The following is a 20,168-nucleotide window of genomic DNA, read 5'->3' on the forward strand; positions in this document are numbered from 1 at the left end:
TCCATGGGGCCGCCGAGTCCTGGCTCTCGGCAATTTTTCGGCATTCCAGGGCGCTCCACCACAGGTGCCTGAGAGCCGCACAGGGCGCCGCCTCTGGCCTTATGGAGGTGAGCATCAAGCGCCGGCAGGCCGGACCGCTGATGTACAGGTGCTGCCATGGGTGAGGTAGTCAGCAGAGGGCGTGCCTACGAGTGGTCGGTGAACCGTATCGCCGAGGCCATTGGCCGCGACCGTCGCACCGTGTCCCGCGTGGTTCGCGAGTCTGCTATTCCACCTGCTGGCACCTTGCGCGGCAACCCTGTTTACCGGCTAGCCGATGTCGTGGACGCCATGACCGCCCGCCAGTCAGAGACAGCCGGCCCGCCCAGCATTGACGAGCTGATGCCACAAGACAGGAAGGCGTGGTTCCAGAGCGAAAACGAGCGCGTAAAGCTAGATCGCGAACTGCGAAACCTGGTGCCAGTTGAAGAGGCGCAGCGGGAAATGAGCATCCTGGCCAAGGCAATGGCAAGTGGTCTCGATTCATTGGCCGACATGCTGGAGCGCGATGCCGGCCTGCCGCCGGAGGCGATTGAACAAGTCGAGCGCGTGACGGATGCGCTACGCGAACAAATGTATCAGGCCATCGTGGCCGATGACGACGAAGACGCCGCCAGGGCGTGACAAGAACCACCACACCGTGAAACCGAGGAGGCAACATGGCCACCGCAACTAAGAGCAAGATCACCACCCGCACCTTCGCCAGCTGGGGGGATTGGTTCGAGACCCTGAAGGCGAAGCAGGCAGAACTCGCCGAAGTTCCCGGCATCGGCAAAGTACAGGATGAGGTGAAGCGCGCCCGCAATGGCCTGGAGCACGCCATCCGATCCGCCAACGGTAGTGGCGCCATGCCGCTCCGTGCGTACCACTACACCATCCAGGGCGATGAAACCTCCGAGGACATGGCAGCTGAGGCAAAGCGCCTCGCCGACATTCTGAGCCAGATCCTCCGGGCAAATAATCGCCACGCTAATCCCGAGCGCGACCAGTTCGCACGCGCCACGTTGAGCGCTATCAGCGTCCACCTGGAAGCCCTCAATGAGGCAACCACCGAACTCGAACGCCTGACTACCCGGCGTGAAGCCTTAGCGGCTGAGCTGGAAGCCATCGAGGGAAAGGCGCCGAAAGCCAGCGCCTCCACGCTTGGCGATATGCGCAAGGAGGTTGAAAACGCCGAGGGTGAGCGCGACCGCATCGAGACCACCTTACGGAACATGGACAGCGATGAAGGCCCCTTGCAACTGAGCCAGGATGCCGAGCGGGCTGCCATGGAGCGCCTTGAAGAAGCCGAAGCGCTGGCCGCGATGGGTGAGGCGGGCAGTGACGAGGTGAAGGACGCCAAGGAGGCGGCCGCAAAGGCTGCCGATGCGCTGGCGAAGGAACAGAAGCAATACCGTGATATGGTCGCCGCTCGACGCGGGCTGGAGCGCAAGTTGGAAGGTGCAGACCAGACTCTGGCCACCGTGCGGAGCGTTTACCACACCGCCCTGGACCGGGTACGGCAAGCCGACCTCGCCGCCCGCGAGAGCGCCCTGGTGGAGAAGATCGAGGCCATGCGCGATGACCTGGCCGACCTTGACCGCATCTATGCGGACTTGGAGGAGGCGAACCCGGAAGCCAGCTACGGCCGCGCCCGACTGACGGCGACAATGCCATACCTTCACCACCACCCGAGCCGCGACCTGTTCAACAGCAATGGTCTCGAAGTGACGGCAGCCGGCATCGAGGAGTGACCCAATGACGACCATTCAAAGATTTCCGCCCAGCAACGGGTGACATGATCGGTGGGGCTAGCGGGCATTTACTCCTCTCGATGCCCGCATCCTTGGGGCCCTTCGGGGCCTCTTTTTTATGCCGGCTAACAAGCCTGCATTGGTGCTGCTATGTGCCAGCAGATCGCACACTACCTATCATCTAGCAATGACGGCGGGTGTGGTTTATTGGTTGCATCGGGCGCTAGTGAACGCCCTGGGCATAGGAGTTTCGCACCTCTCCATCACAGACCATGACGGAGCGGCGAGGGTTGTACCAGTGCAGATATTTGCAGGTCCTGCCCCCTGACTGAGAAACATTGGTGCTGTCAGGCGATCCGTACATCCTAACCGCATCCCGCTCACTCATACCTTCAGCCACAATGCCCGTGCGGCGGGCTTGGCGGCGGGCTTCTTCCTCTCGCTGTCTCTGATGATATGCACGGCTGGCGGTCTCGCGATGACGCTGCGCTTCGCGTCGCTCTCGGGCTGCGCGCTGCTCGGCCAGGCCTGCGCCGGGTGAGGCGCGGGCGGCACTGCCGCCTGTGCCGCCAGCCATGGAAGATACCGCGCCACTCAGCGGGGCACCACCAGCCCCGTCAGGACATGGCGCGCTCTGGTACACCGTCCGTCCATCGATCTCGCATTTGTTCACGGCCAGAGCCGCTCCCGGCGCGAGCATCAGCACCAATCCAACCGCCATAAATTTCATCCCTGCCCCCATGCCTATGTATCTATACGTAACAATAGCACGAAGCGGGAAACTAGCTGATGCTCCGCCAATAGGTGATCCAGTGGCGGTGGGCTATCGCAGCCTTAGGCGTGAGCGTGGCGAAGGGCTTTAGGGGCTTTGCGGGGGTGGTAGAGGGGGCTTTTCCAGTTATTAAGCCACCTGACTCGATGCTGCATCCATACGACCGAGGTGAAGCAGGCGAGTGTTTCGGTTTGTCGCGCGTGGTTACCGGCGTGGCGTTAATCATTCCGAGATGAGCACCGCGTCGGCCACCTGCCCCAGCTCGCCGGCCGTATCGCATATCAGCACGACAGGCGCCGGAAGCAACGATACCCCCTGCATCGGTATGAGCATCGCACACGAGCCGTTATGAACCACCTGGAGGCTTATTCCTGGCTCTACTGCCGGGAGCGCTGCGTATTGCCCTATTGGCTGACCGTCTAGCTCCGTGACGCCGAGGGCATGAAGATCAAGCCATACAGACGAGGCGGGCCGGGACTTCTCCTGTGGGTCAAAGGCAGGCTTGGTGATGTAGATGGGGACCATGGTCGGCTCATCGCTGATGGATGAGCACTGTATAACTGGCCAGTATGAGGGAGTCTAGAGGCAGTTCGCTGGGCCGGCATCTCGGCCCAGCGAAGCCCTCTTTTCTAAGACACGCATCAAGCCCTTGGATGATGGCGTGCTTTATGGTGGGTAAGGAAAAATATCACCTGCAAGATGCTGATTAATAAATACTGTTGACGGGTGTTGGGGAAGTCGAACCCGGCGTTGACCAGAGCGCTGCGGACCCGCTCGCGGCTCTCCTTGACCGCGGCCTCCGGCAGGCCGACCAGGGTCATGCCCGGCAGGCCGTTGGCCAGATGTACCTCGACGAGTACCTCCGGGGCCTCCAGCCCCAAGCCGGCCCGGGTGGCAACGATTGCCAGCATCATGCGGTCCCTCGCAGTCAGTGTGCTTGATCGCTACAGATTAGCACTGCTGCATAAAGACCGCCGAGCGGCCCGTCAACGCCCGGCTTCGCCGCCGCCGGCGTCTTCCTCGGGATGGCCGTCGTCGTCGTTCGGCGCCGTGCCTGCTGCTGCCTCGTCTGCGCGAGCCGCCAGCGCCGCTTCAAGCGCGCTTACCTGCTGCTCCAGCGCTTCCACGCGAATGCGGGTGCGCTGCATGACGTCCATGAGGATGTCGAAATCCTCTCGCGACACCAGATCCAGGCGGTCGAAGGCGCCTCGCACGACCTGCTGAACCCCCTTGTGGATCTCCTCGGGTGCCTGGGAAGCGCCCTGAAGGCGTTCGCCCAGCTGCTGGGCCAGCCGGCTGATGGGATCTTGACTCGCCATGGTTCTCTCTCCAACGCAAAAGGTTGCCTACAGGATACGCAACGCCTGCCAGTGACGCATTCCCCTTCGTCGCCCCACCGTGAAGCACCTGCACCATGACCAAGCACCAGCTTGGTGCAACGACCACCGCCCAGCCTCGACAGCAAGAGCCCCGACGCCGAATTCTTCATCACAACATATTGATACATATTGTATTTAAATCAGTCCGGCATACATCTCGCTTGGCAAGCATAACCAATCCGGCGGCCAAGTGCCGTCGCGCCACCCAAGCCGGGAGATTCGAGATGAAGCTCATTACCGCCATCATCAAGCCATTCAAACTGGACGACGTCCGCGAGGCGCTGGCCGACAACGGCGTTCAGGGCATCACCGTGACCGAAGTGAAGGGGTTTGGTCGCCAGAAGGGCCACACCGAGCTCTACCGTGGTGCGGAGTACGTGGTCGACTTCCTGCCCAAGGTAAAGGTCGAGGTCGCCGTGGATGATTCGCGCCTGGAAGGTGTACTGGAAGCCATCTGCAGCGCTGCCAACAGCGGCAAGATCGGCGACGGCAAGGTCTTCGTCACACCGCTGGAGGATGTCATCCGCATCCGTACCGGCGAACGCGGCGCCGACGCCGTCTAAAAAAGACACCGCTTGCAATGACAAGCTGTTTTCAAGGGCTCTGGAGAGATTCCAATGACTGAACTGGCAGAGTTGAGTTACGCACTCGACACCTTCTATTTCTTGATCTGTGGTGTGCTCGTGATGTGGATGGCAGCAGGCTTCTCGATGCTCGAGGCCGGCCTGGTGCGCTCCAAGAACACCGCCGAGATCCTGACCAAGAACATCGCCCTGTTCGCCATCGCCTGCACCATGTACCTGCTGGTGGGCTATACCATCATGTATTCGGGCAACGAAGGCGGCATCCTGCCCAACCTGGGCTTCCTGATCGGTGGCGAGAACAGCGTGGCGGCCGTCACCGCCGGTGGCGACGACGCACCCTACTACTCGATGCGCGCCGACTTCTTCTTCCAGGTGGTGTTCGTGGCAACCGCCATGTCCATTGTCTCCGGCGCCGTCGCCGAACGCATGAAGCTGTGGGCCTTTCTCGCCTTCGCCGTGGTGATGACCGCCGTCATCTATCCGGTATCGGGCTACTGGACCTGGGGTGGGGGCTGGCTTGACGCCGTGGGCTTCTCCGACTTTGCCGGTTCCGGCATCGTCCACCTGGCCGGCGCCGCCGCCGCCCTGGCCGGTGTGCTGATACTCGGCCCGCGCAAGGGAAAATACGGCAAGGACGGCAGCATCCATGCCATCCCCGGTGCCAACCTGCCGCTGGCCACCCTGGGTACCTTTATCCTGTGGATGGGCTGGTTCGGCTTCAACGGTGGCTCGGAGCTGAAGCTCTCCGACGTAGCCTCTGCCAACAACGTGGCCCAGGTACTGGTCAATACCAACGCCGCCGCCGCCGGCGGTGTGATCACCGCCCTGATTCTCGCCAAGATATGGTTCCGCAAGGCCGACCTGACCATGGCCCTCAACGGCGCGCTGGCCGGCCTGGTGGCGATCACCGCCGAACCGTTGGCGCCGACGGCCCTCGGTGCCACCCTGATCGGTGCCGTGGGCGGCGCTATCGTGGTCGCCGCTATCGTCGGCCTCGACAAGCTGAAGATCGATGACCCCGTTGGTGCCATCTCGGTCCACGGTGTCGTCGGTATCTGGGGCCTGCTGGCCGTGCCACTCACCAACGGCGACGCGAGCTTCGGTCCGCAGATCATCGGCGGCCTGGCCATCTTCCTCTGGGTATTCCTTGCCAGCCTGGCTGTGTGGCTGATCCTCAAGGCCGTCATGGGCATTCGGGTCAGCGAGGAAGAAGAGTACGAGGGCGTCGACCTTGCCGAGTGCGGCATGGAGGCCTACCCCGAGTTCAGCGTCGCCAACAAGTGACGACGCCAACCCTGTGAGCTGGCGTGCTCCACCTGGCCCCCTTCCGAGGGGGCTTTTTTATTCCCGCTCGTCGCGGTGTATGCTTGAACCCAACGAAACCCTACACTGCGAAGGGCTGCACCCAGCGAGCCTACCCTGGATTACGAGGATAAGATCATGAAACTGGTGACCGCCATCATCAAGCCATTCAAGCTCGACGACGTTCGCGAATCGCTCTCCGAAATCGGCGTTCAGGGCATCACCGTGACCGAGGTGAAGGGCTTCGGCCGCCAGAAGGGCCACACCGAGCTCTACCGGGGCGCCGAGTACGTGGTCGACTTCCTGCCCAAGGTGAAGGTCGAGATCGCCGTGGATGACGAGATGTCCGAGAAGGTCATCGATGCCATCACCCAGGTCGCCAACACGGGCAAGATCGGTGACGGCAAGATCTTCATCACCCCGCTGGAACAGGTGATTCGCATCCGCACCGGCGAAACCGGCAAGGATGCGGTGTAACAGGACACGATTGGCGGCGCCGAAACAGCCGCAGGCACCTAGAAAAAAACCACCTGTCTGCACAGGTGGTTTCTCCGTCAATGACGGGATTTACTTCTCGACGAAGGCCCGCTCGATCACGTAGTCGCCGGGCTCGCCCATGCGTGGCGAGATATTGAATCCCAGGTCGTCGAGCAGGGCGCTGGTCTCGTCGAGCATCGCCGGGCTGCCGCAGATCATGGCGCGATCCTGCTTGGGATCCAGCTGGGGCAGGCCGGCATCCTCGGCCAGCTTGCCGCTGCGGATATGGTCGGTCAGTCGTCCCATGGTGTGGAACTCCTCACGGGTCACGGTGGGGTAGTAGACCAGCTTCTCGCTGATCTCGTCGCCCAGGTATTCGTGAGCCGGCAGCTCCTTCTGGATGAAGTCGGCATAGGCCAGTTCGCTGACGCTGCGCACCCCATGTACCAGCACGATCTTCTCGTAGCGCTCGTAGGCTTCCGGATCCTGGATCAGGCTCATGAACGGCGCCAGGCCGGTGCCGGTGGAGAGCAGATAGAGATTGCGGCCCGGTAGCAGGTCGTCGGTCACCAGCGTGCCGGTCGGCTTGCGGCTGACCATGATCTGATCGCCCACCTTGAGATGCTGCAGCCGCGACGTCAGCGGACCATCGGGGACCTTGATGCTGAAGAACTCAAGGTGATCCTCGTAGTTGGGGCTGGCGATGGAGTAGGCGCGCATCAGCGGCTTGCCGTTCACTTCCAGGCCGATCATGACGAACTGGCCGTTCTTGAAGCGCAGGCTACGCTCGCGGGTGGTGCGAAAACTGAACAGGGTATCGTTCCAATGGTGGACGCTGAGGACCTCTTCCAGGGCAAACTTGCTCACGACCGGCTCCTTGATATTCCATTGGCGAATAACGTCGCCGCTTCAACTTTGATACTAATTCTAAGCGCTCACAGCATATCTGTTAAATGGGTAGTTTGGATAAAGCATATCTATAATATGAATATGTCGCTGCCCGGAGAGATGCCATGCGCTACACCCTGCGCCAACTGGAAGTGTTCGTCGCCGTCGCCCAGCACGAGAGCGTCTCCCACGCCGCCCGGGTACTGTCGCTGTCGCAGTCGGCGGCCAGCACGGCTCTCTCGGAGCTCGAGCGGCAGTTCGACTGCCAGCTGCTCGACCGTATCGGCAAGCGCCTGAAGCTCAATGCGCTGGGCTTCCAGCTGCTGCCCAAGGCCGTGGCCCTACTCGACCGGGCCGAGGAAATCGAGGAACTGCTGCGCGGCCAGCGCGGTGTCGGCTCGCTGGACGTGGGGGCAACGCTGACGATCGGCAACTACCTGGCAACACTGTTGATCAGCGATTTCATGCAGCGCCATCCCGACAGCCGGGTACGGCTGCAGGTGCGCAATACCAGTGCCATTATCGAGCGGATCGTACATCACGAACTTGATCTGGGTCTGATCGAGGGCGATTGCCAGCACGAGGACGTGGTGATGCAGCCCTGGGTGGAGGACGAACTGGCCGTCTTCTGCTCACCGCGTCATCCGCTGGCCAATGTCGGCGAGGTGGACATGGACAAGCTGCTGCGTGCCGACTGGATCATGCGCGAGCAGGGTTCCGGCACGCGGCTGACGCTGGAGCATGCCACCCGTCATCGGCGCGGACGCTTCAATATTCTGCTGGAGCTGGAGCATACCGAGGGGATCAAGCGAGCGGTGGAGTCGGGGCTGGGCATCGGCTGTGTCTCGAAGCTGGCACTCCGCGACGCCTTTCGCCGCGGCAGCCTGGTACCGATCCCCACGCCGGAGCTGGACCTGAGCCGGCAGTTCGCCTTCATCTGGCATCGCCACAAGTATCTCGCCACCGGCATGCGCGAATTCCTGCGGCTGTGTCGCCAGATGACGGAAGGAGTAAAGCGCAGCGACGAGATCGACCTGCCGTCGGTGCCCTGATCCCTTCCGCCAGACGCGGCGTCATTGACGCAGCTTGAAGCCCCCGATCACGCCGGCAAGCCGGTCGGCCTCATCGCTCAGCCGCTCGGCGGCGGTGGTCGACTCCTCGACCATGGCAGCATTCTGCTGGGTCATGCGGTCCAGATCCGCCACGGCCACGCTGACCTGACTGATACCATCGCTCTGTTCACCGGCGGCCACGCTGATCTCACCCAGCATGCTGGCCACTCGATTCACGCTGGCGACCAGCTCGCCCATGGTGGCACCCGCCTGGCCGACCAGCTTGGTGCCCGCAGCCACTCGCTGGCCTGAAGTCTCGATCAGCCCCCGGATATCCCGTGAAGCATCGGCGCTGCGAGTCGCCAACTGACGCACCTCCCCGGCCACCACGGCAAAGCCGCGGCCATGCTCACCGGCCCTTGCCGCCTCGACGGAAGCATTGAGCGCCAGCAGGTTGGTCTGGAAGGCGATGCCATCGATAACCTTGACGATGTCGCCGATCTGGCGCGACGCGTCGCTGATCTCATCCATGGTGCTGACCACCTGGCCCACCGCCTCGCCGGAATGCTGCGCCACCTCCGCGGCCGACTTCGACAGGGCGTTGGCTTCCCGTGACGAGGCGGATGTATGCTCCACGGTACTCGAGATCTCCTCCATGGAAGCCGAGGTCTGCTGGAGGCTGGCGGCCGCCTGCTCGGTGCGTCGCGAAAGGTCCTCTCCGCCCATGGCGATCTCGCTGGCCGCGAGGCGAACCGATTCGCTGCTGTCGCGTACATCGACCAGCACATCGTGCACCTTGTCGACGAAGGCGTTGAATTGCGCTGCCAGCTCGGCACCTTCGTCACGCCCCTTGACCGGCAGGCGCTGGGTCAGGTCACCGTTGCCGGTGGCGATTCCGCGCATGCGCTCGGCGAGCAGGCGCAGGGGGCGGGAAACCCGACCGCCCACGACCCACAGCGCCGCCAGTCCCAGGGCGGCCAGCACCAGGCCCACCAGACTCATGCCCAGGGTGTCGGCACGACGCTGCTCGTCGAGCACCCCCTGCAGAGCCGCCAGGTCGCCCATCACCGCCTGCTCGGGAAGGCGGATCATCAGCGTCCAGGGCGCTTCGCGCGCGCCGATGGTGAAGGGCTGGTAACGCTCGATCATGCCATTGCGAAACACACTGGCCGTTACACCCTGTTCGCGGGCCTGATCCACCGAGGCCAGGATGTCCGCTCCCAGCGCGTCAGCGGCCGGCATGCCCAGCCGTTCGGCATCGGCGGTATAGGCGACCAGGCCGCCCTGGCCAGCAATCAGCGCCAGCTCACCGGCGCCGTCATAGAGGGAGGCGCTGGCGACTTCCAGCAGCTCCTGGATAAAATCCAGCGACAGGTCGACCCCGGCAACACCGCGAAAGGCACCCTCCACCAGGATCGGCACGTTGAAGGAAGTGACCATCAGGGTTTCGCCGGCATAGTCGTACGGGGCCGGGTCGATGATGCAGGGCGCCAGGGTCTCCCGCGGGCAGAGATAGTACTCGCCTTCGCGGACACCGCTGCCCAGCAGGGTGTCGCTCTCCATGGTGTCGCCCAGTGGCAGCACCTCGACGCTACCGTTGTCGGTGCGGTACCACCAGGGCATGAAACGCCCGGAGCCATCGAAGCCTTCGGCTTCCCCAAGGTCGGCGTACAGGGCATCACGGCCGAAGGCGTCGGGCTCCCAGCCGATGAAGGCATCCAGCAGCGAGGGATTGTCGACTACGGTCTGGCGTACCAGGTTGGAGAGTTCGCGACGGCTCATGGAGAGCGCCATGCGGCCGCTGTCGTCACGCTGTCCCATCAGGGCGTTGGCACCGGCCAGTTGGGTGGCCAGGGTCAGCGCATGCTCGAGCTCACGCTGAATGCGTCCCGCCTCGGCATCCGCCAGTACCGCCAGGCGTTCGTCGATGGCCCCTTCGAGCAACTCCCGGGTATGCGTCTCGACGGTCTGCTGGGTGCGGGATGAGGAAAACAGGCTATAGACCACCAGGGCGACCACGATAGCCAGCAGGCAGGGGCCGGCCAGCATGACCACGAACTGGCGGATCGATTTGAGGTGCATGGGCGCTCTCGCTGAAGAAGGATAAGCTGGGCGGCGGAACCGCGGCTGTACCCTGCTTGATATCGGCAAGAGCGCCTGACTCTTGAGGCCGTGCCGTCAGTACGCGATCAGCGCATGTCGCTGACGGCTTCTTGAATCTCCTGCAGTCCGGACTTGCTCAGGTCCTTGGCGAGGGTATGGATGACCAGCTTGCGGGCGGGATCATCCAGCTCGTCACGCAGTAGGCCGAGAAACTTCGGGGGAGCCACGAGAATCAGCTTGTCCATGAGATTCTCGACTCGAGCACGGTAGATCCGCTCGGCAACCTGCTTGGCAAAGAGCTGGTCTTCGTGCTCGGAGGCGACATCCTCACGGTAAGAGGAACGTGAACCGGGCCCTCTGGATTCCTGTACGTCGGCGCCTCTATCCGTCACCAGATCTCCCTCGTGCAGCCTGCCTGCCGGGTGCACGAGGCTTTCCTTCTCCTCCAGCTTGAGGGCATCGCGTGTGAAGACGCGTGCCCGTGCTGCATCGGCCACCACGATATACGTTGTCATAGCCTCTCCTTGATACGGGTTGACGGGAGGGCATGCCATGGAGCCATGCCCCTCCTCTTCAACATGGCAAGGTGGGGCCCCGGGGTCAAACCAGTGGGGACAGCGCCTAGATGACCTTGCGCCGCAGAACGCTGGTAATGCCTTCACCGATCAGCACCAGAATGACTATGGCTATCAGGATGGTCGCCACGGTGGGCCAGGCGAAGGTGTCGATGGATCCCTGAAGGAGGACCCCGATGCCACCGGCACCCACCAGCCCCAGCACCGTGGACTCGCGAATGTTGATATCCCAGCGCAGTATGACGATGGCAAAGAAGGCCGGCATGACCTGGGGCACAACGGCATAGGCGATCACCTTGAGCTTGGAGGCACCGGTGGCCTCCATCGCCTCGACCGGGCGACGGTCGATCTCCTCGATCGCCTCACCCATCAGCTTGCCGATGAAGCCGACGGAACGGAACATGATCGCCAGGATCCCCGCCAGCACCCCGGGGCCGAAGATCGCCACGAACAGCAGCGCCCAGATGATGGTGTTGACCGAACGACTGGAGACCAGGATGAAGCGCCCCAACCACAGGCAGGCACGGTTGGGGGTGGTGTTCTGGGCGGCGATGTAGGAGACCGGCAGGGCGATGAAGATCGTCAGCATCGTCGCCAGCGTGGCGATATGCACCGTCTCGACCATGGCGCCGATGATCTGTTCAAGCCGACGCGGGTCCGGCGGCCACATGCGCGCCCCCAGGCTCGAGATCTGGTTCGGCGCATCCCACACCCAGGGCCAGAAGATGTCGATATCGCGAACCGCCCAGTAGACCACCATCACGGTCACCAGCAGGACGGCGTAACGGATCAGACGCTCCTTGCGGTCATAGCGATGCCAGATGCGATCGGCGAGGGCTTCGGCTTGATCTACCATATCTTTTTCCTCACCCAGCCGCTGATGCCTTCACTGACCAGGATCACCGCGATAATGATCAACAGGATGGCGAACGCAAAATCGTAATCGTAGCGTCCGAAGGCGTTCATCAGGGTGCCGCCTATCCCCCCGGCCCCGACGATCCCCACTACGGCTGAGGCACGCAGGTTGCTGTCGAGCTGGTACATGGAAAGACCCACCTGGCGCGGCAGGATCTGGGGGAAGACGGCGTAGACCAGAATTGCGAAATAGCCCGCGCCGGTCGCCTTCATCGCCTCGACCTGACCCCAGTCGATCTCCTCGATCTCCTCCGCCAGCAGCTTGCCGACGAAGCCGATGGAGTAGAGGGTCAGGGTCAGCACGCCCGCCAAGGGGCCGAATCCCACCGCTGCCACGAACAGGATGGCGACGATTACCGGGTGAAAGCTGCGAGACACGATGATCACCGCACGCCCGAACAGATAGATCGGCAGCGGCGCAATGTTTCGGGCCGCCATCACCGCGAAGGGAATCGACAGCGCAACCCCCAGCAGGGTTGCCAGGATGGCAATCTGAAAGCTCTCCTTGAAGCCGGTGAGCAGCAGGCCGCTGCGCTCGAAGCTCGGCGGGAAACCACCGCCGAAGATTCGTGCTGCCCGCGGCAGCCCCTCACTGATACGCTCCCAGTTGAACGGCAGGCTGCCGAAGGCCCAGATCAGATAGACCAGCACCACCAGCCACAGCCCATAGCGAAGGACCGGATTAGCGATGAACGACGGCTTGCGCCAGGTCCTGGGCGCCGGGTGCGTGCCGGGCACGTCAGATCTGGTCATGAGCGGCCCCCTGTTTGCCCTGTTTCGGACTGCTGCCGGGCTGCCTGGTGATCTCCTCGTCCGGTGCCTCGATGCCGCCGTAGATGGCGTCCAGTGCCTCCTTGTTGAAATCGTCAGGCACACCGTCGAAGATCATCTTGCCGTGGCGCAGGCCCACGATGCGCTCGGTGTAGGTCTTGGCCTGGGCCACGTTATGGATATTGATCAGCACCGGCAGCGACAGCTCGCTCGCCAGGCTCTGCAGCAGGATCATGATCTGCTCGGACGTACGAGGATCGAGCGATGCCGTCGGCTCGTCGGCCAGCAGGATCTCGGGCTCCTGCATCAGCGCCCGCACGACACCGACCCGCTGCCGTTCGCCACCGGAAAGCTCATCGGCACGCTTGTTGGCGTATTGGGCGATGCCCACCCGCTCCATGAGCGTGAAGGCGCGCTCGATATCTTCCCGGGGGTAACGCCTCGTGATGGCTTGGTAAAGGCTCACGTAGCCGAGCCGCCCCGCCAGCACATTCTCCATTACCGATAGACGGTCGATCAGGTTGAAGCCCTGGAACACCATGCCGATCTTGCGCCGCGCTCGCCGGAGCGCAGCCCCTTTCAGCTTGACCAGTTCGTTGCCGTTGAGTCGGATCGAACCCGAGGTCGGCTCCACCAGCCGGTTGATACAGCGCAGCATGGTGCTCTTTCCCGCCCCGGATGCGCCGACGATGGCGACCACGCTGCTGCCCTCCACCACGAGATCCAGCTCTTGCAGCACCGGCTCGTCATTGCCGTAGCGCTTGACCAGCTTGGAGATCTCCAGCATTCATCCACCTCGCTATGCAGAAAACCGACCCCCGGCCAGCGGCCGGGGGCTCACACCTTCTCGGACAGGAAGCCCGGAGGACTGTCAGGCTTACTCCTGATCCAGGTCTTCGCGGGTATAGCGAACGTCGTTGGCCGCCTGGATGGTGCGGATCACCCGCCAGTGCTCCTCATAGTTGATGGGGATGAATTTCTCCACGCCCTCGAACTCCTCGCCCAGCGCGGTGCCGGCAAAATCGAAGGAGAAGAAGGCTTCCTCGATCTTCTCGACCAGGTCGGGATGCAGGTTGTGCGCATAGTTGTAGGAGGTGGTCGGGAAGCGGTCCGACTCGTAGATGATCTTGACGTCCTCCTCGTCGTAGAGCCCGCGGGCGGCCATGCGCTCGACCACCTCGGAGGCCACCGGGGCAGCATCATAGTCCTGAGCTACCACGCCGAGCATCGATTGATCGTGGCTGCCGGAATAGACCACTTCATAGTCCTCGTCGGGCACGATTCCCTCTTCCGGAAACAGGGCGCGAGGCGCCTGGTTGCCGGAGTTGGAGGTCGGCGAGGTATGAGCGACCCGCTTGCCCTTGAGGTCCTCCATGCTGTCAATGCCTGAATCGACGTGGGTATAGAGCTGCAGGGTATAGCCGAACTGGCCGTCGTCGGAGCCCATCAGCGCGAATGGCACGGCGCCGGCCAGGTTCACCGCAAAGGGCGTCGGGCCCGTGGAGAAACCGGCGATATGCAGCCGCCCGCTGCGCATGGCCTCGACCTGCGCCGAGTTGGACTGCACGGCGAAGAAGCGCACGTTGCGCTCGGTCACCTCTTCCAGGTGATCGATGAACGGCTGCCAGATATCGGAATAGATGGCCGGATCTTCCACCGGCGTATAGGCAAAGATCAGCGTATCGGGATTGGCCCACTCCGACTCGTCGGCTGGCCGGTCGGCGACCATGTCGCCGTCTTCATCGCAGTAGAGATCGTCCAGGTCGCCACGCGGGCAGTCGGCGTGGGCCTGAGCCGACATGAGCATGGCCAGGGGCAGCAGGGAAGAGAGGGCCAGCGCGGCCAAGGGGTGCTTGTTCGTGATGCTGTATGCTTTCATGGCGTGACTCACTTTGCGTGCGTTTGTTATTGGGCATTCGTCCAGCGGTTGTTGACGTTAGGTCGGAGGGATGGTCTCTCATACGCCTGATCGAAATCGAACATATGACCGCCTGCGATGATCATTACCGAAACTCAAGATCAATTTAGGTAGTATGACGATAGCATGTCAAACGGATTCCTCAACGCCGCGGTACCACGGCGCAACCGCTACCTCCTGATGCGGCACGGCCATAGCCAGGCCAACGCTCAGGGGCTGATCGTCAGCACCCCCGAGTGCGGCCTGACGGCCTTTGGCCTCTCGCCCCAGGGCGTCTCCCAGCTCGACGCCCTGCTCCTCGACTGGTGCTGGCCGGTACCCACGCGGATCCTCCATTCGGACTTCCTGCGCACCACCGAGACCGCGGCCCGGGTGGCGGCCCATTTCGAGCTGCCGCTGCAGCGCGAGCCTCGCCTGCGGGAGAGGCACTTCGGCGATCTTGAAGGCCAGGCGGACGACCGGTACCCCCGAGTCTGGGCGCTGGATGCACGCAGCGCCGAGCACGTCGAACATGGCGTGGAGAGCGTCGCCAGCGTAGCCAGGAGGATGCAGGCTGTGATCGAGACGCTGGAGCATTCACTGGACGGAGAAACGGTGCTTCTGGTCAGCCATGGCGATCCGCTGCAGATACTGCTGACGGCTCTCGAGGGCCGGCCCCTGAGCCGGCACCGGGATCGCGAGCCGCTGGCTCCCGCCAGTTTGACTGTGCTGCAGTGAGCCGGCCGCACGATAGCCATCAACAACGGCTGCGCCCAGCCAGCATCTGAGGTAGCATTCTGCATTATCGGCATGGAGGCCGGTAAGATTCATCGTGCCGCGATGTGCACTCTACGGGAGGATCCCACGATGCAACAATTCCTGTTTCCCCGCCGTCCGCTCTCTCGCGGCACCCTGATTTTCTGCCATCTACTGCTTCAGCTCGGCTTGTTGACCGCAGCCGCACTATGGTTGATGCCTCGCACCCCGGTGCTGGCGTCGACCGACTGGGTAACGGCCTGGCCGGCCCTGGCAGTCGGTGGCGGCCTCTGGCTGCTGGGCGCCATGATCCTGCGCCTGCTCGTGGAACTGTGCCTGCTACCCCATCATCTGAATGGCCGCCCGGGCTTCGCACCTCGCGATGTGATGACTCGCTCGTTCGAGCGCCGGCCCGCGGTGCACGCCGATGATGCCGCCTGGACCAGCGAGGCGCGCCATCTGGAAACAGAAGCCAGCGTGCTGGGCAGCGCCCGGATCACCCGACCCGCGGACCCCTTGAAGCCAACGCGTACCTCGAGCTGACACGGCCGAGGCCGGGGCCCCTGCCTGGAAGGGCTCGCTTGCCGAGAGGCCGGGCCAGCGCCGCAGGCGCCGAGCCCGGTATCGCTCAGTGGCCGAGGATCTGGCTGAGGAACAGCTGGGTACGCTCGGATTGCGGGTTGTTGAAGAAGGGTTCCGGCGCGTTCTCCTCGATGATCTGCCCCTGATCCATGAAGATAACCCGGTCGGCCACGGTCTTGGCGAAGCCCATCTCGTGGGTCACGCAGAGCATGGTCATGCCCTCGTTGGCCAGCTCGACCATGACGTCGAGCACCTCCTTGATCATTTCCGGGTCGAGCGCGGAGGTGGGTTCATCGAACAGCATCACATCGGGATGCATGCATAGCGAGCGGGCGATAGCGACCCGCTGCTGCTGCCCCCCCGATAGCTGGCCCGGATACTTGCGCGCCTGTTCGGCGATCTGCACCCGCTCCAGGTACCTCATGGCCAGCGCCTCGGCCTCGCGGCGCGGCTGCTTTTGCACCCACATGGGGGCGAGACAGCAGTTCTCGAGCACCGTCAGATGGGGAAAGAGATTGAAGTGCTGGAACACCATGCCCACGCTGCGACGGATCTGCTCGATGCGCTTGATGTCCTGGGTCAGCGGGATACCCCCGACCACGATCTCGCCCTGCTGATGCTCTTCCAGATGGTTGATGCAGCGGATCAGCGTCGACTTGCCGGAGCCCGAGGGCCCGCAGATGACGATACGCTCGCCACGCTTGACCTCGAAGTCGATATCGCGGAGCACGTGGAAGTCGCCATACCACTTGTTGACGCCGCGCATCTCGACCATGGGTGTCTCGGTGCCGGCCTGGGTTGCCTGTTCATTCATTATTTTCGTTCCTTATCTTTTATGGCCGGTATGCAGCTTCCGCTCGAGATACTGGCTGTAGCGCGACATGCTGAAACAGAAGACCCAGAACACGAAGGCGGCGAAGACATACCCCTCCAGGGCAAAGCCCAGCCAACGAGAATCGGACAGCGCCGCCTGGACGATACCCAGCAGGTCGAAGAGCCCGATGATCATGACCAGGGTGGTGTCCTTGAACAGAGAGATGAAGGTATTGACGATGCCCGGAATCATCATCTTCAACGCCTGGGGCAGCACGATCAGGCCCATGCGTTTCCAGTAGCCCATGCCCAGGGCCGCCGCGGCCTCTTCCTGCCCCCGCGGAATCGCCTGCAGGCCACCCCGGATCACCTCGGCCATGTAGGCACTCTGGAACAGGGTGATACCGATGAAGGCGCGGATCAGGCGATCGACGCTGACGCCGGTGGGCATGAACAGGGGCAGCATCACCGAGGCCATGAACAGCACCGTGATCAGCGGTACGCCGCGCCAGAACTCGATGAACACCACGCAGAAGCTTTTGACGATGGGCATCTGCGAACGCCGCCCCAGGGCCAGCATGATGCCGATGGGCAGGGCGCCCACCATACCCACCACCGCCAGCACCAGGGTCAGCATCAGCCCGCCCCAGCGGTGGGTCTCCACGACACGCAGACCGAAGTGCCCGCCGTAGAGCAGGAAGTAGGCCAACACCGGGAAACCCACCAGCGTCGCCACCGCTACCCAGCGCTTGTAGGGCAGCCGCGGTATCGCCAGCCAGGCGATCAACCCGGCGAAGGTGGCGAAGGTCAGGTTGACCCGCCAGATCTCGCTGCCGGGATAGAGCCCATAAATGAACTGGCCAAGACGGGCGTTGACGAACACCCAGCAGGCGCCCTCGCGGGAACAGTCGTCGCGGCTGGTGCCGATCCAGTCTGCATTGATGAAGGCCCACTGGATCGTTGGCGTCAGCAGGAGGTAGAGCAGGTATAACCCAAGCAGGGTGAATACCGTGTTCACCGGCCCGCTGAAGAGGTTGGCACGCAGCCAGGCCACCGGGCCAACGGTGCTCTTGGGTGCGGGGCGCGCCTCAAGCATCTTTTCTTGAATTGTCATGGCGCTCTCCTAGCGTTCCACCAGCGCCACACGGGCGTTGAACCAGTTCATGAACATCGATACAAGCAGGCTGATGGTCAAGTAGACCGCCATGGTCATGGCGATCACCTCGATCGCTTGTCCCGTTTGATTGAGCGTGGTCCCGGCGAATACGGAAACCAGGTCCGGATAGCCGATGGCGGTGGCAAGCGAAGAGTTCTTGATCAGGTTGAGGTACTGGCTGGTCAGCGGTGGAATGATCACCCTCATGGCCTGGGGCACCACTACCAGGCGCAATACCAGATTGCGCGGCAGGCTCAATGCCTGGGCGGCCTCGGTCTGGCCGTGTGAGATTGCCTGGATGCCCGAGCGCACGATCTCGGCGATGAACGATGCGGTATAGATCGACAGTGCCAGCCAAAGGGCCAGGAACTCGGGGATGATCGTGATGCCACCGCGGAAGTTGAAGCCGGTCAATTGCGGCACATCCCAGGTCACCGGCACGCCGGTGGCGACCAGTACCAGCAGTGGCAGGCCAAGAATCAGCGCCAGCGAGAACCAGCCTGCCGGGAAGCGCTTGCCCGTTGCCTCGTGGCGACGCTTGTTCCACACCACCAGAGCGATGCTGGCCGCCACTGCGATACCCAGGGTCAGGGGAATCAGCCCAAAGCCCGATTCGAACAGCGGCTCGGGCAGGTAGAGACCGCGCACATTGAGGAAGAACACTTCGCCCAGCGACAGGCTGTCGCGGGCACTCGGCAAGGTCCGCAGCACGGCAAAGTACCAGAAGAATATCTGCAGCAGCAGCGGTATGTTGCGAAAGATCTCGATATAGGCATTGGCCAGACGGGCGATCAGCCAGTTGGGCGAAAGCCGGGCGATGCCGACGGTAAAACCGATGATCGTCGCCGCCAACACCCCCAGCGCCGACACCAGCAGGGTATTGAGAAGCCCGACCACGAAGGTGCGACCGTAGGTGCTCTGGGAGGAATAGTCGATCAGGCTCTGGACGATGCCGAAGCCGGCGGTATTGGTCAGGAAACCGAAGCCGGTCGTGATGCCACGAGCGGCCAGGTTGGCCTGAGTATTGCCGATGATATAGAGCAGGAAGGCAGCCACTGCAGCAATCAGCAATACCTGGAAGATCAGTGCGCGCTTGGCGCGATCACGCCAGAAAGGCGGTTTTGGGCCAACTGGATGGGGCTGGGGACGAACGGACATGAAGGGACTCTCCGCCTGGATCCGTCAAGCAGGTATCAAGCCCCGGCCCGGGATGACCGGATCGGGGCATAACAAGACTCGAGGCGCCTTCAGGCGACGCCTCGGACGGTTCGATCAGCGGATCGGCGGTGCGTACTGAATGCCACCCTGGGTCCACAGGGCGTTGATGCCACGCTCGATCTGCAGCGGGGAGTCCATGCCCACATTGCGCTCGTAGCTTTGGCCGTAGTTACCGACCTGGCTGATGATCTGATAGGCCCAGTCGGCGTTCAGGCCCATGGCCTCGCCGTAGTTGCCATCCTCGCCCAGCAGGCGGGCGACATCCGGGTCCTCGGAGCCGAGCATCTCCTCGGCGTTGTCGCTGGTGATGCCCATTTCCTCGGCGTTGAGCATGGCGAACAGCGACCACTTGACGATGTTGAACCACTGGTCGTCACCCTGGCGAACGACCGGGCCCAGCGGCTCCTTGGAGATGACTTCCGGCAGGATCACCGAACCGTCAGGGTCGGAGAGCTGGATGCGCAGCGCCGCCAGTTGCGAAGTGTCGGAGGTCAGTACGTCACAGCGACCGGCCTCGTATCCACCCACGGTCTGCTCGGAGGTGTCGAAGACGATGGGATCGAACTCCATGCCGTTGGCACGGAAGTAGTCGGCGACGTTGAGCTCGGTGGTGGTGCCGGACTGCACGCAGACAGCCGCGCCGTCTAGCTCAGTGGAGCTGGATACACCCAGGTCGCGACTGACCATGAAACCGATACCGTCGTAGAAGTTCACGCCGGCGAAGTTCAGGCCCAGGGTGGTGTCGCGGGTGGTGGTCCAGGTGGTGTTGCGCGAGAGCAGATCCACTTCGCCGGACTGCAGCGCGGTGAAGCGCTCGACGGCGTTGAGCGAAATATAGCGCACGGCTTCAGCGTCGCCGAAGACGGCGGCGGCCACGGCTCGACAGACATCGACGTCGAGGCCTTGCCACTCGCCCTGGTCGTCCGGTGCGGAGAAGCCCGGCAGGCCGTCACTCACGCCGCACTGAACGGCACCGCGCTCACGCGTATTTTCGAGCGTATCGGCAGACGCCGTGGAAACCGCACCCAGTGTCAAAGCCGCTGCGGAAGTCAGCAGTAGCCACTTGTTCTTGTTGTTGCGCATGAGGGTCCCTCGATAACAATATTAGCGTATGAATGATGCATGCCGAGGCATGTGCCACGCACCTTAGCAAGGT

The 20,168-nt window shown here is 62.9% G+C and carries 21 protein-coding genes and 1 pseudogene; 8 read left to right on the forward strand and 14 right to left on the reverse strand.

The features are described 5' to 3' along the window. Nucleotides 1-198 precede the first annotated feature (198 nt). Together DU505_RS06080 and DU505_RS06085 are read left to right on the forward strand one after the other, a co-directional pair. Nucleotides 199-663 (forward strand): DUF1441 family protein, encoded by a 465-nt coding sequence (locus DU505_RS06080; protein WP_245947787.1) that lies wholly within the window; start codon nt 199-201, stop codon nt 661-663. Between the two features lie 35 nt (nt 664-698). Next, nucleotides 699-1,772 (forward strand): hypothetical protein, encoded by a 1,074-nt coding sequence (locus DU505_RS06085; RefSeq protein WP_114478103.1) that lies wholly within the window; start codon nt 699-701, stop codon nt 1,770-1,772. A 994-nt stretch (nt 1,773-2,766) separates the two neighbouring features. On the opposite strand, the gene DU505_RS06090 is transcribed toward DU505_RS06085, so the two are convergent. The 3 genes and pseudogenes from DU505_RS06090 to DU505_RS06100 all read right to left on the reverse strand — a co-directional run bounded on the left by DU505_RS06090 (nt 2,767) and on the right by DU505_RS06100 (nt 3,863). Next, nucleotides 2,767-3,069 (reverse strand): hypothetical protein, encoded by a 303-nt coding sequence (locus DU505_RS06090; protein WP_114478104.1) that lies wholly within the window; start codon nt 3,067-3,069, stop codon nt 2,767-2,769. A 194-nt stretch (nt 3,070-3,263) separates the two neighbouring features. Beyond that, nucleotides 3,264-3,458: pseudogene (locus DU505_RS06095) on the reverse strand (magnesium chelatase domain-containing protein); the annotation flags it as partial. A gap of 72 nt (nt 3,459-3,530) precedes the next feature. Next, on the reverse strand, nt 3,531-3,863 hold the full coding sequence (locus DU505_RS06100; RefSeq protein WP_114478105.1) for an accessory factor UbiK family protein: 333 nt from the start codon (nt 3,861-3,863) through the stop codon (nt 3,531-3,533). 284 nt (nt 3,864-4,147) lie between these two features. Between DU505_RS06100 and DU505_RS06105 the strand changes: the two genes are divergently transcribed. From DU505_RS06105 to glnK, 3 genes are all read left to right on the forward strand, one after another. Next, a complete protein-coding gene (locus tag DU505_RS06105) occupies nt 4,148-4,486 on the forward strand; it encodes a P-II family nitrogen regulator (protein WP_043518559.1) in 339 nt (112 codons plus the stop codon). A 54-nt stretch (nt 4,487-4,540) separates the two neighbouring features. Next, nucleotides 4,541-5,791, forward strand: coding sequence for an ammonium transporter (locus DU505_RS06110; RefSeq protein WP_114478106.1), 1,251 nt, complete (start codon nt 4,541-4,543; stop codon nt 5,789-5,791). A 156-nt stretch (nt 5,792-5,947) separates the two neighbouring features. Next, a complete protein-coding gene (gene glnK / locus DU505_RS06115; RefSeq protein WP_043518541.1) occupies nt 5,948-6,286 on the forward strand; it encodes a P-II family nitrogen regulator in 339 nt (112 codons plus the stop codon). 90 nt (nt 6,287-6,376) lie between these two features. Here the strand turns inward: glnK and DU505_RS06120 are convergent, their stop codons facing one another. Further along, a complete protein-coding gene (locus tag DU505_RS06120) occupies nt 6,377-7,153 on the reverse strand; it encodes a ferredoxin--NADP reductase (protein ID WP_114478107.1) in 777 nt (258 codons plus the stop codon). A 146-nt stretch (nt 7,154-7,299) separates the two neighbouring features. Here DU505_RS06120 and DU505_RS06125 point away from each other — a divergent pair, with 146 nt between their 5' ends. Continuing rightward, nucleotides 7,300-8,226 carry a LysR family transcriptional regulator gene (locus tag DU505_RS06125; protein WP_114478108.1) on the forward strand — a complete coding sequence of 309 codons (927 nt, stop codon included), beginning with the start codon at nt 7,300-7,302 and terminating at the stop codon, nt 8,224-8,226. Between the two features lie 21 nt (nt 8,227-8,247). Here DU505_RS06125 and DU505_RS06130 read toward each other — a convergent pair whose 3' ends face one another. The 6 genes from DU505_RS06130 to phnD form a co-directional block, all read right to left on the reverse strand. Then, nucleotides 8,248-10,308 (reverse strand): methyl-accepting chemotaxis protein, encoded by a 2,061-nt coding sequence (locus tag DU505_RS06130; RefSeq protein ID WP_114478109.1) that lies wholly within the window; start codon nt 10,306-10,308, stop codon nt 8,248-8,250. Between the two features lie 107 nt (nt 10,309-10,415). Next, nucleotides 10,416-10,844 carry a host attachment protein gene (locus tag DU505_RS06135; protein ID WP_114478110.1) on the reverse strand — a complete coding sequence of 143 codons (429 nt, stop codon included), beginning with the start codon at nt 10,842-10,844 and terminating at the stop codon, nt 10,416-10,418. 106 nt (nt 10,845-10,950) lie between these two features. Next, nucleotides 10,951-11,760, reverse strand: a complete 810-nt coding sequence (phnE, locus tag DU505_RS06140) for a phosphonate ABC transporter, permease protein PhnE (protein ID WP_114478111.1) — start codon at nt 11,758-11,760, stop codon at nt 10,951-10,953. After that, nucleotides 11,754-12,572 carry a phosphonate ABC transporter, permease protein PhnE gene (gene phnE / locus DU505_RS06145; RefSeq protein ID WP_114478112.1) on the reverse strand — a complete coding sequence of 273 codons (819 nt, stop codon included), beginning with the start codon at nt 12,570-12,572 and terminating at the stop codon, nt 11,754-11,756. The genes phnE (DU505_RS06140) and phnE (DU505_RS06145) overlap by 7 nt, the downstream gene beginning before the upstream one ends. Continuing rightward, nucleotides 12,559-13,377, reverse strand: coding sequence for a phosphonate ABC transporter ATP-binding protein (phnC, locus tag DU505_RS06150; protein WP_114478113.1), 819 nt, complete (start codon nt 13,375-13,377; stop codon nt 12,559-12,561). The genes phnE (DU505_RS06145) and phnC overlap by 14 nt, the downstream gene beginning before the upstream one ends. A 90-nt stretch (nt 13,378-13,467) precedes the next feature. Further along, nucleotides 13,468-14,469, reverse strand: a complete 1,002-nt coding sequence (gene phnD / locus DU505_RS06155) for a phosphate/phosphite/phosphonate ABC transporter substrate-binding protein (protein ID WP_114478114.1) — start codon at nt 14,467-14,469, stop codon at nt 13,468-13,470. Nucleotides 14,470-14,634: 165 nt separating this feature from the next. On the opposite strand from phnD, the gene DU505_RS06160 reads away from it, so the two are divergent. Further along, entirely contained in the window at nt 14,635-15,225 is a 591-nt protein-coding gene (locus DU505_RS06160) for a histidine phosphatase family protein (RefSeq protein ID WP_114478115.1), read from the forward strand. Between the two features lie 129 nt (nt 15,226-15,354). Further along, nucleotides 15,355-15,786 (forward strand): hypothetical protein, encoded by a 432-nt coding sequence (locus DU505_RS06165; RefSeq protein ID WP_114478116.1) that lies wholly within the window; start codon nt 15,355-15,357, stop codon nt 15,784-15,786. A gap of 85 nt (nt 15,787-15,871) precedes the next feature. On the opposite strand, the gene DU505_RS06170 is transcribed toward DU505_RS06165, so the two are convergent. The 4 genes from DU505_RS06170 to DU505_RS06185 form a co-directional block, all read right to left on the reverse strand. Further along, entirely contained in the window at nt 15,872-16,600 is a 729-nt protein-coding gene (locus tag DU505_RS06170; RefSeq protein ID WP_114478271.1) for an amino acid ABC transporter ATP-binding protein, read from the reverse strand. Between the two features lie 51 nt (nt 16,601-16,651). After that, the gene (locus DU505_RS06175; RefSeq protein ID WP_114478117.1) at nt 16,652-17,752 is read right to left on the reverse strand and encodes an amino acid ABC transporter permease; all 1,101 of its coding nucleotides are present in this window, start codon (nt 17,750-17,752) and stop codon (nt 16,652-16,654) included. 9 nt (nt 17,753-17,761) lie between these two features. Further along, nucleotides 17,762-18,952, reverse strand: a complete 1,191-nt coding sequence (locus DU505_RS06180; RefSeq protein WP_114478118.1) for an amino acid ABC transporter permease — start codon at nt 18,950-18,952, stop codon at nt 17,762-17,764. Between the two features lie 114 nt (nt 18,953-19,066). Next, nucleotides 19,067-20,095, reverse strand: a complete 1,029-nt coding sequence (locus DU505_RS06185) for an amino acid ABC transporter substrate-binding protein (RefSeq protein ID WP_114478119.1) — start codon at nt 20,093-20,095, stop codon at nt 19,067-19,069. Nucleotides 20,096-20,168: the final 73 nt, after the last annotated feature.

This window comes from Billgrantia montanilacus (genome assembly GCF_003336675.1).
Classification (GTDB): Bacteria; Pseudomonadota; Gammaproteobacteria; order Pseudomonadales; family Halomonadaceae; genus Halomonas; species Halomonas montanilacus.

Bases quoted from the DNA above. Each gene is read 5' to 3' on its own strand.
- DU505_RS06085 (WP_114478103.1), top strand. From the start codon at position 699: ATGGCCACCGCAACTAAGAGCAAGATCACCACCCGCACCTTCGCCAGC.
- DU505_RS06090 (WP_114478104.1), bottom strand. From the start codon at position 3,069: ATGGTCCCCATCTACATCACCAAGCCTGCCTTTGACCCACAGGAGAAG.
- DU505_RS06100 (WP_114478105.1), bottom strand. From the start codon at position 3,863: ATGGCGAGTCAAGATCCCATCAGCCGGCTGGCCCAGCAGCTGGGCGAA.
- DU505_RS06105 (WP_043518559.1), top strand. From the start codon at position 4,148: ATGAAGCTCATTACCGCCATCATCAAGCCATTCAAACTGGACGACGTC.
- DU505_RS06110 (WP_114478106.1), top strand. From the start codon at position 4,541: ATGACTGAACTGGCAGAGTTGAGTTACGCACTCGACACCTTCTATTTC.
- glnK (WP_043518541.1), top strand. From the start codon at position 5,948: ATGAAACTGGTGACCGCCATCATCAAGCCATTCAAGCTCGACGACGTT.
- DU505_RS06125 (WP_114478108.1), top strand. From the start codon at position 7,300: ATGCGCTACACCCTGCGCCAACTGGAAGTGTTCGTCGCCGTCGCCCAG.
- DU505_RS06130 (WP_114478109.1), bottom strand. From the start codon at position 10,308: ATGCACCTCAAATCGATCCGCCAGTTCGTGGTCATGCTGGCCGGCCCC.
- DU505_RS06135 (WP_114478110.1), bottom strand. From the start codon at position 10,844: ATGACAACGTATATCGTGGTGGCCGATGCAGCACGGGCACGCGTCTTC.
- phnE (WP_114478111.1), bottom strand. From the start codon at position 11,760: ATGGTAGATCAAGCCGAAGCCCTCGCCGATCGCATCTGGCATCGCTAT.
- phnE (WP_114478112.1), bottom strand. From the start codon at position 12,572: ATGACCAGATCTGACGTGCCCGGCACGCACCCGGCGCCCAGGACCTGG.
- phnC (WP_114478113.1), bottom strand. From the start codon at position 13,377: ATGCTGGAGATCTCCAAGCTGGTCAAGCGCTACGGCAATGACGAGCCG.
- phnD (WP_114478114.1), bottom strand. From the start codon at position 14,469: ATGAAAGCATACAGCATCACGAACAAGCACCCCTTGGCCGCGCTGGCC.
- DU505_RS06160 (WP_114478115.1), top strand. From the start codon at position 14,635: ATGTCAAACGGATTCCTCAACGCCGCGGTACCACGGCGCAACCGCTAC.
- DU505_RS06165 (WP_114478116.1), top strand. From the start codon at position 15,355: ATGCAACAATTCCTGTTTCCCCGCCGTCCGCTCTCTCGCGGCACCCTG.
- DU505_RS06170 (WP_114478271.1), bottom strand. From the start codon at position 16,600: ATGGTCGAGATGCGCGGCGTCAACAAGTGGTATGGCGACTTCCACGTG.
- DU505_RS06175 (WP_114478117.1), bottom strand. From the start codon at position 17,752: ATGACAATTCAAGAAAAGATGCTTGAGGCGCGCCCCGCACCCAAGAGC.
- DU505_RS06180 (WP_114478118.1), bottom strand. From the start codon at position 18,952: ATGTCCGTTCGTCCCCAGCCCCATCCAGTTGGCCCAAAACCGCCTTTC.
- DU505_RS06185 (WP_114478119.1), bottom strand. From the start codon at position 20,095: ATGCGCAACAACAAGAACAAGTGGCTACTGCTGACTTCCGCAGCGGCT.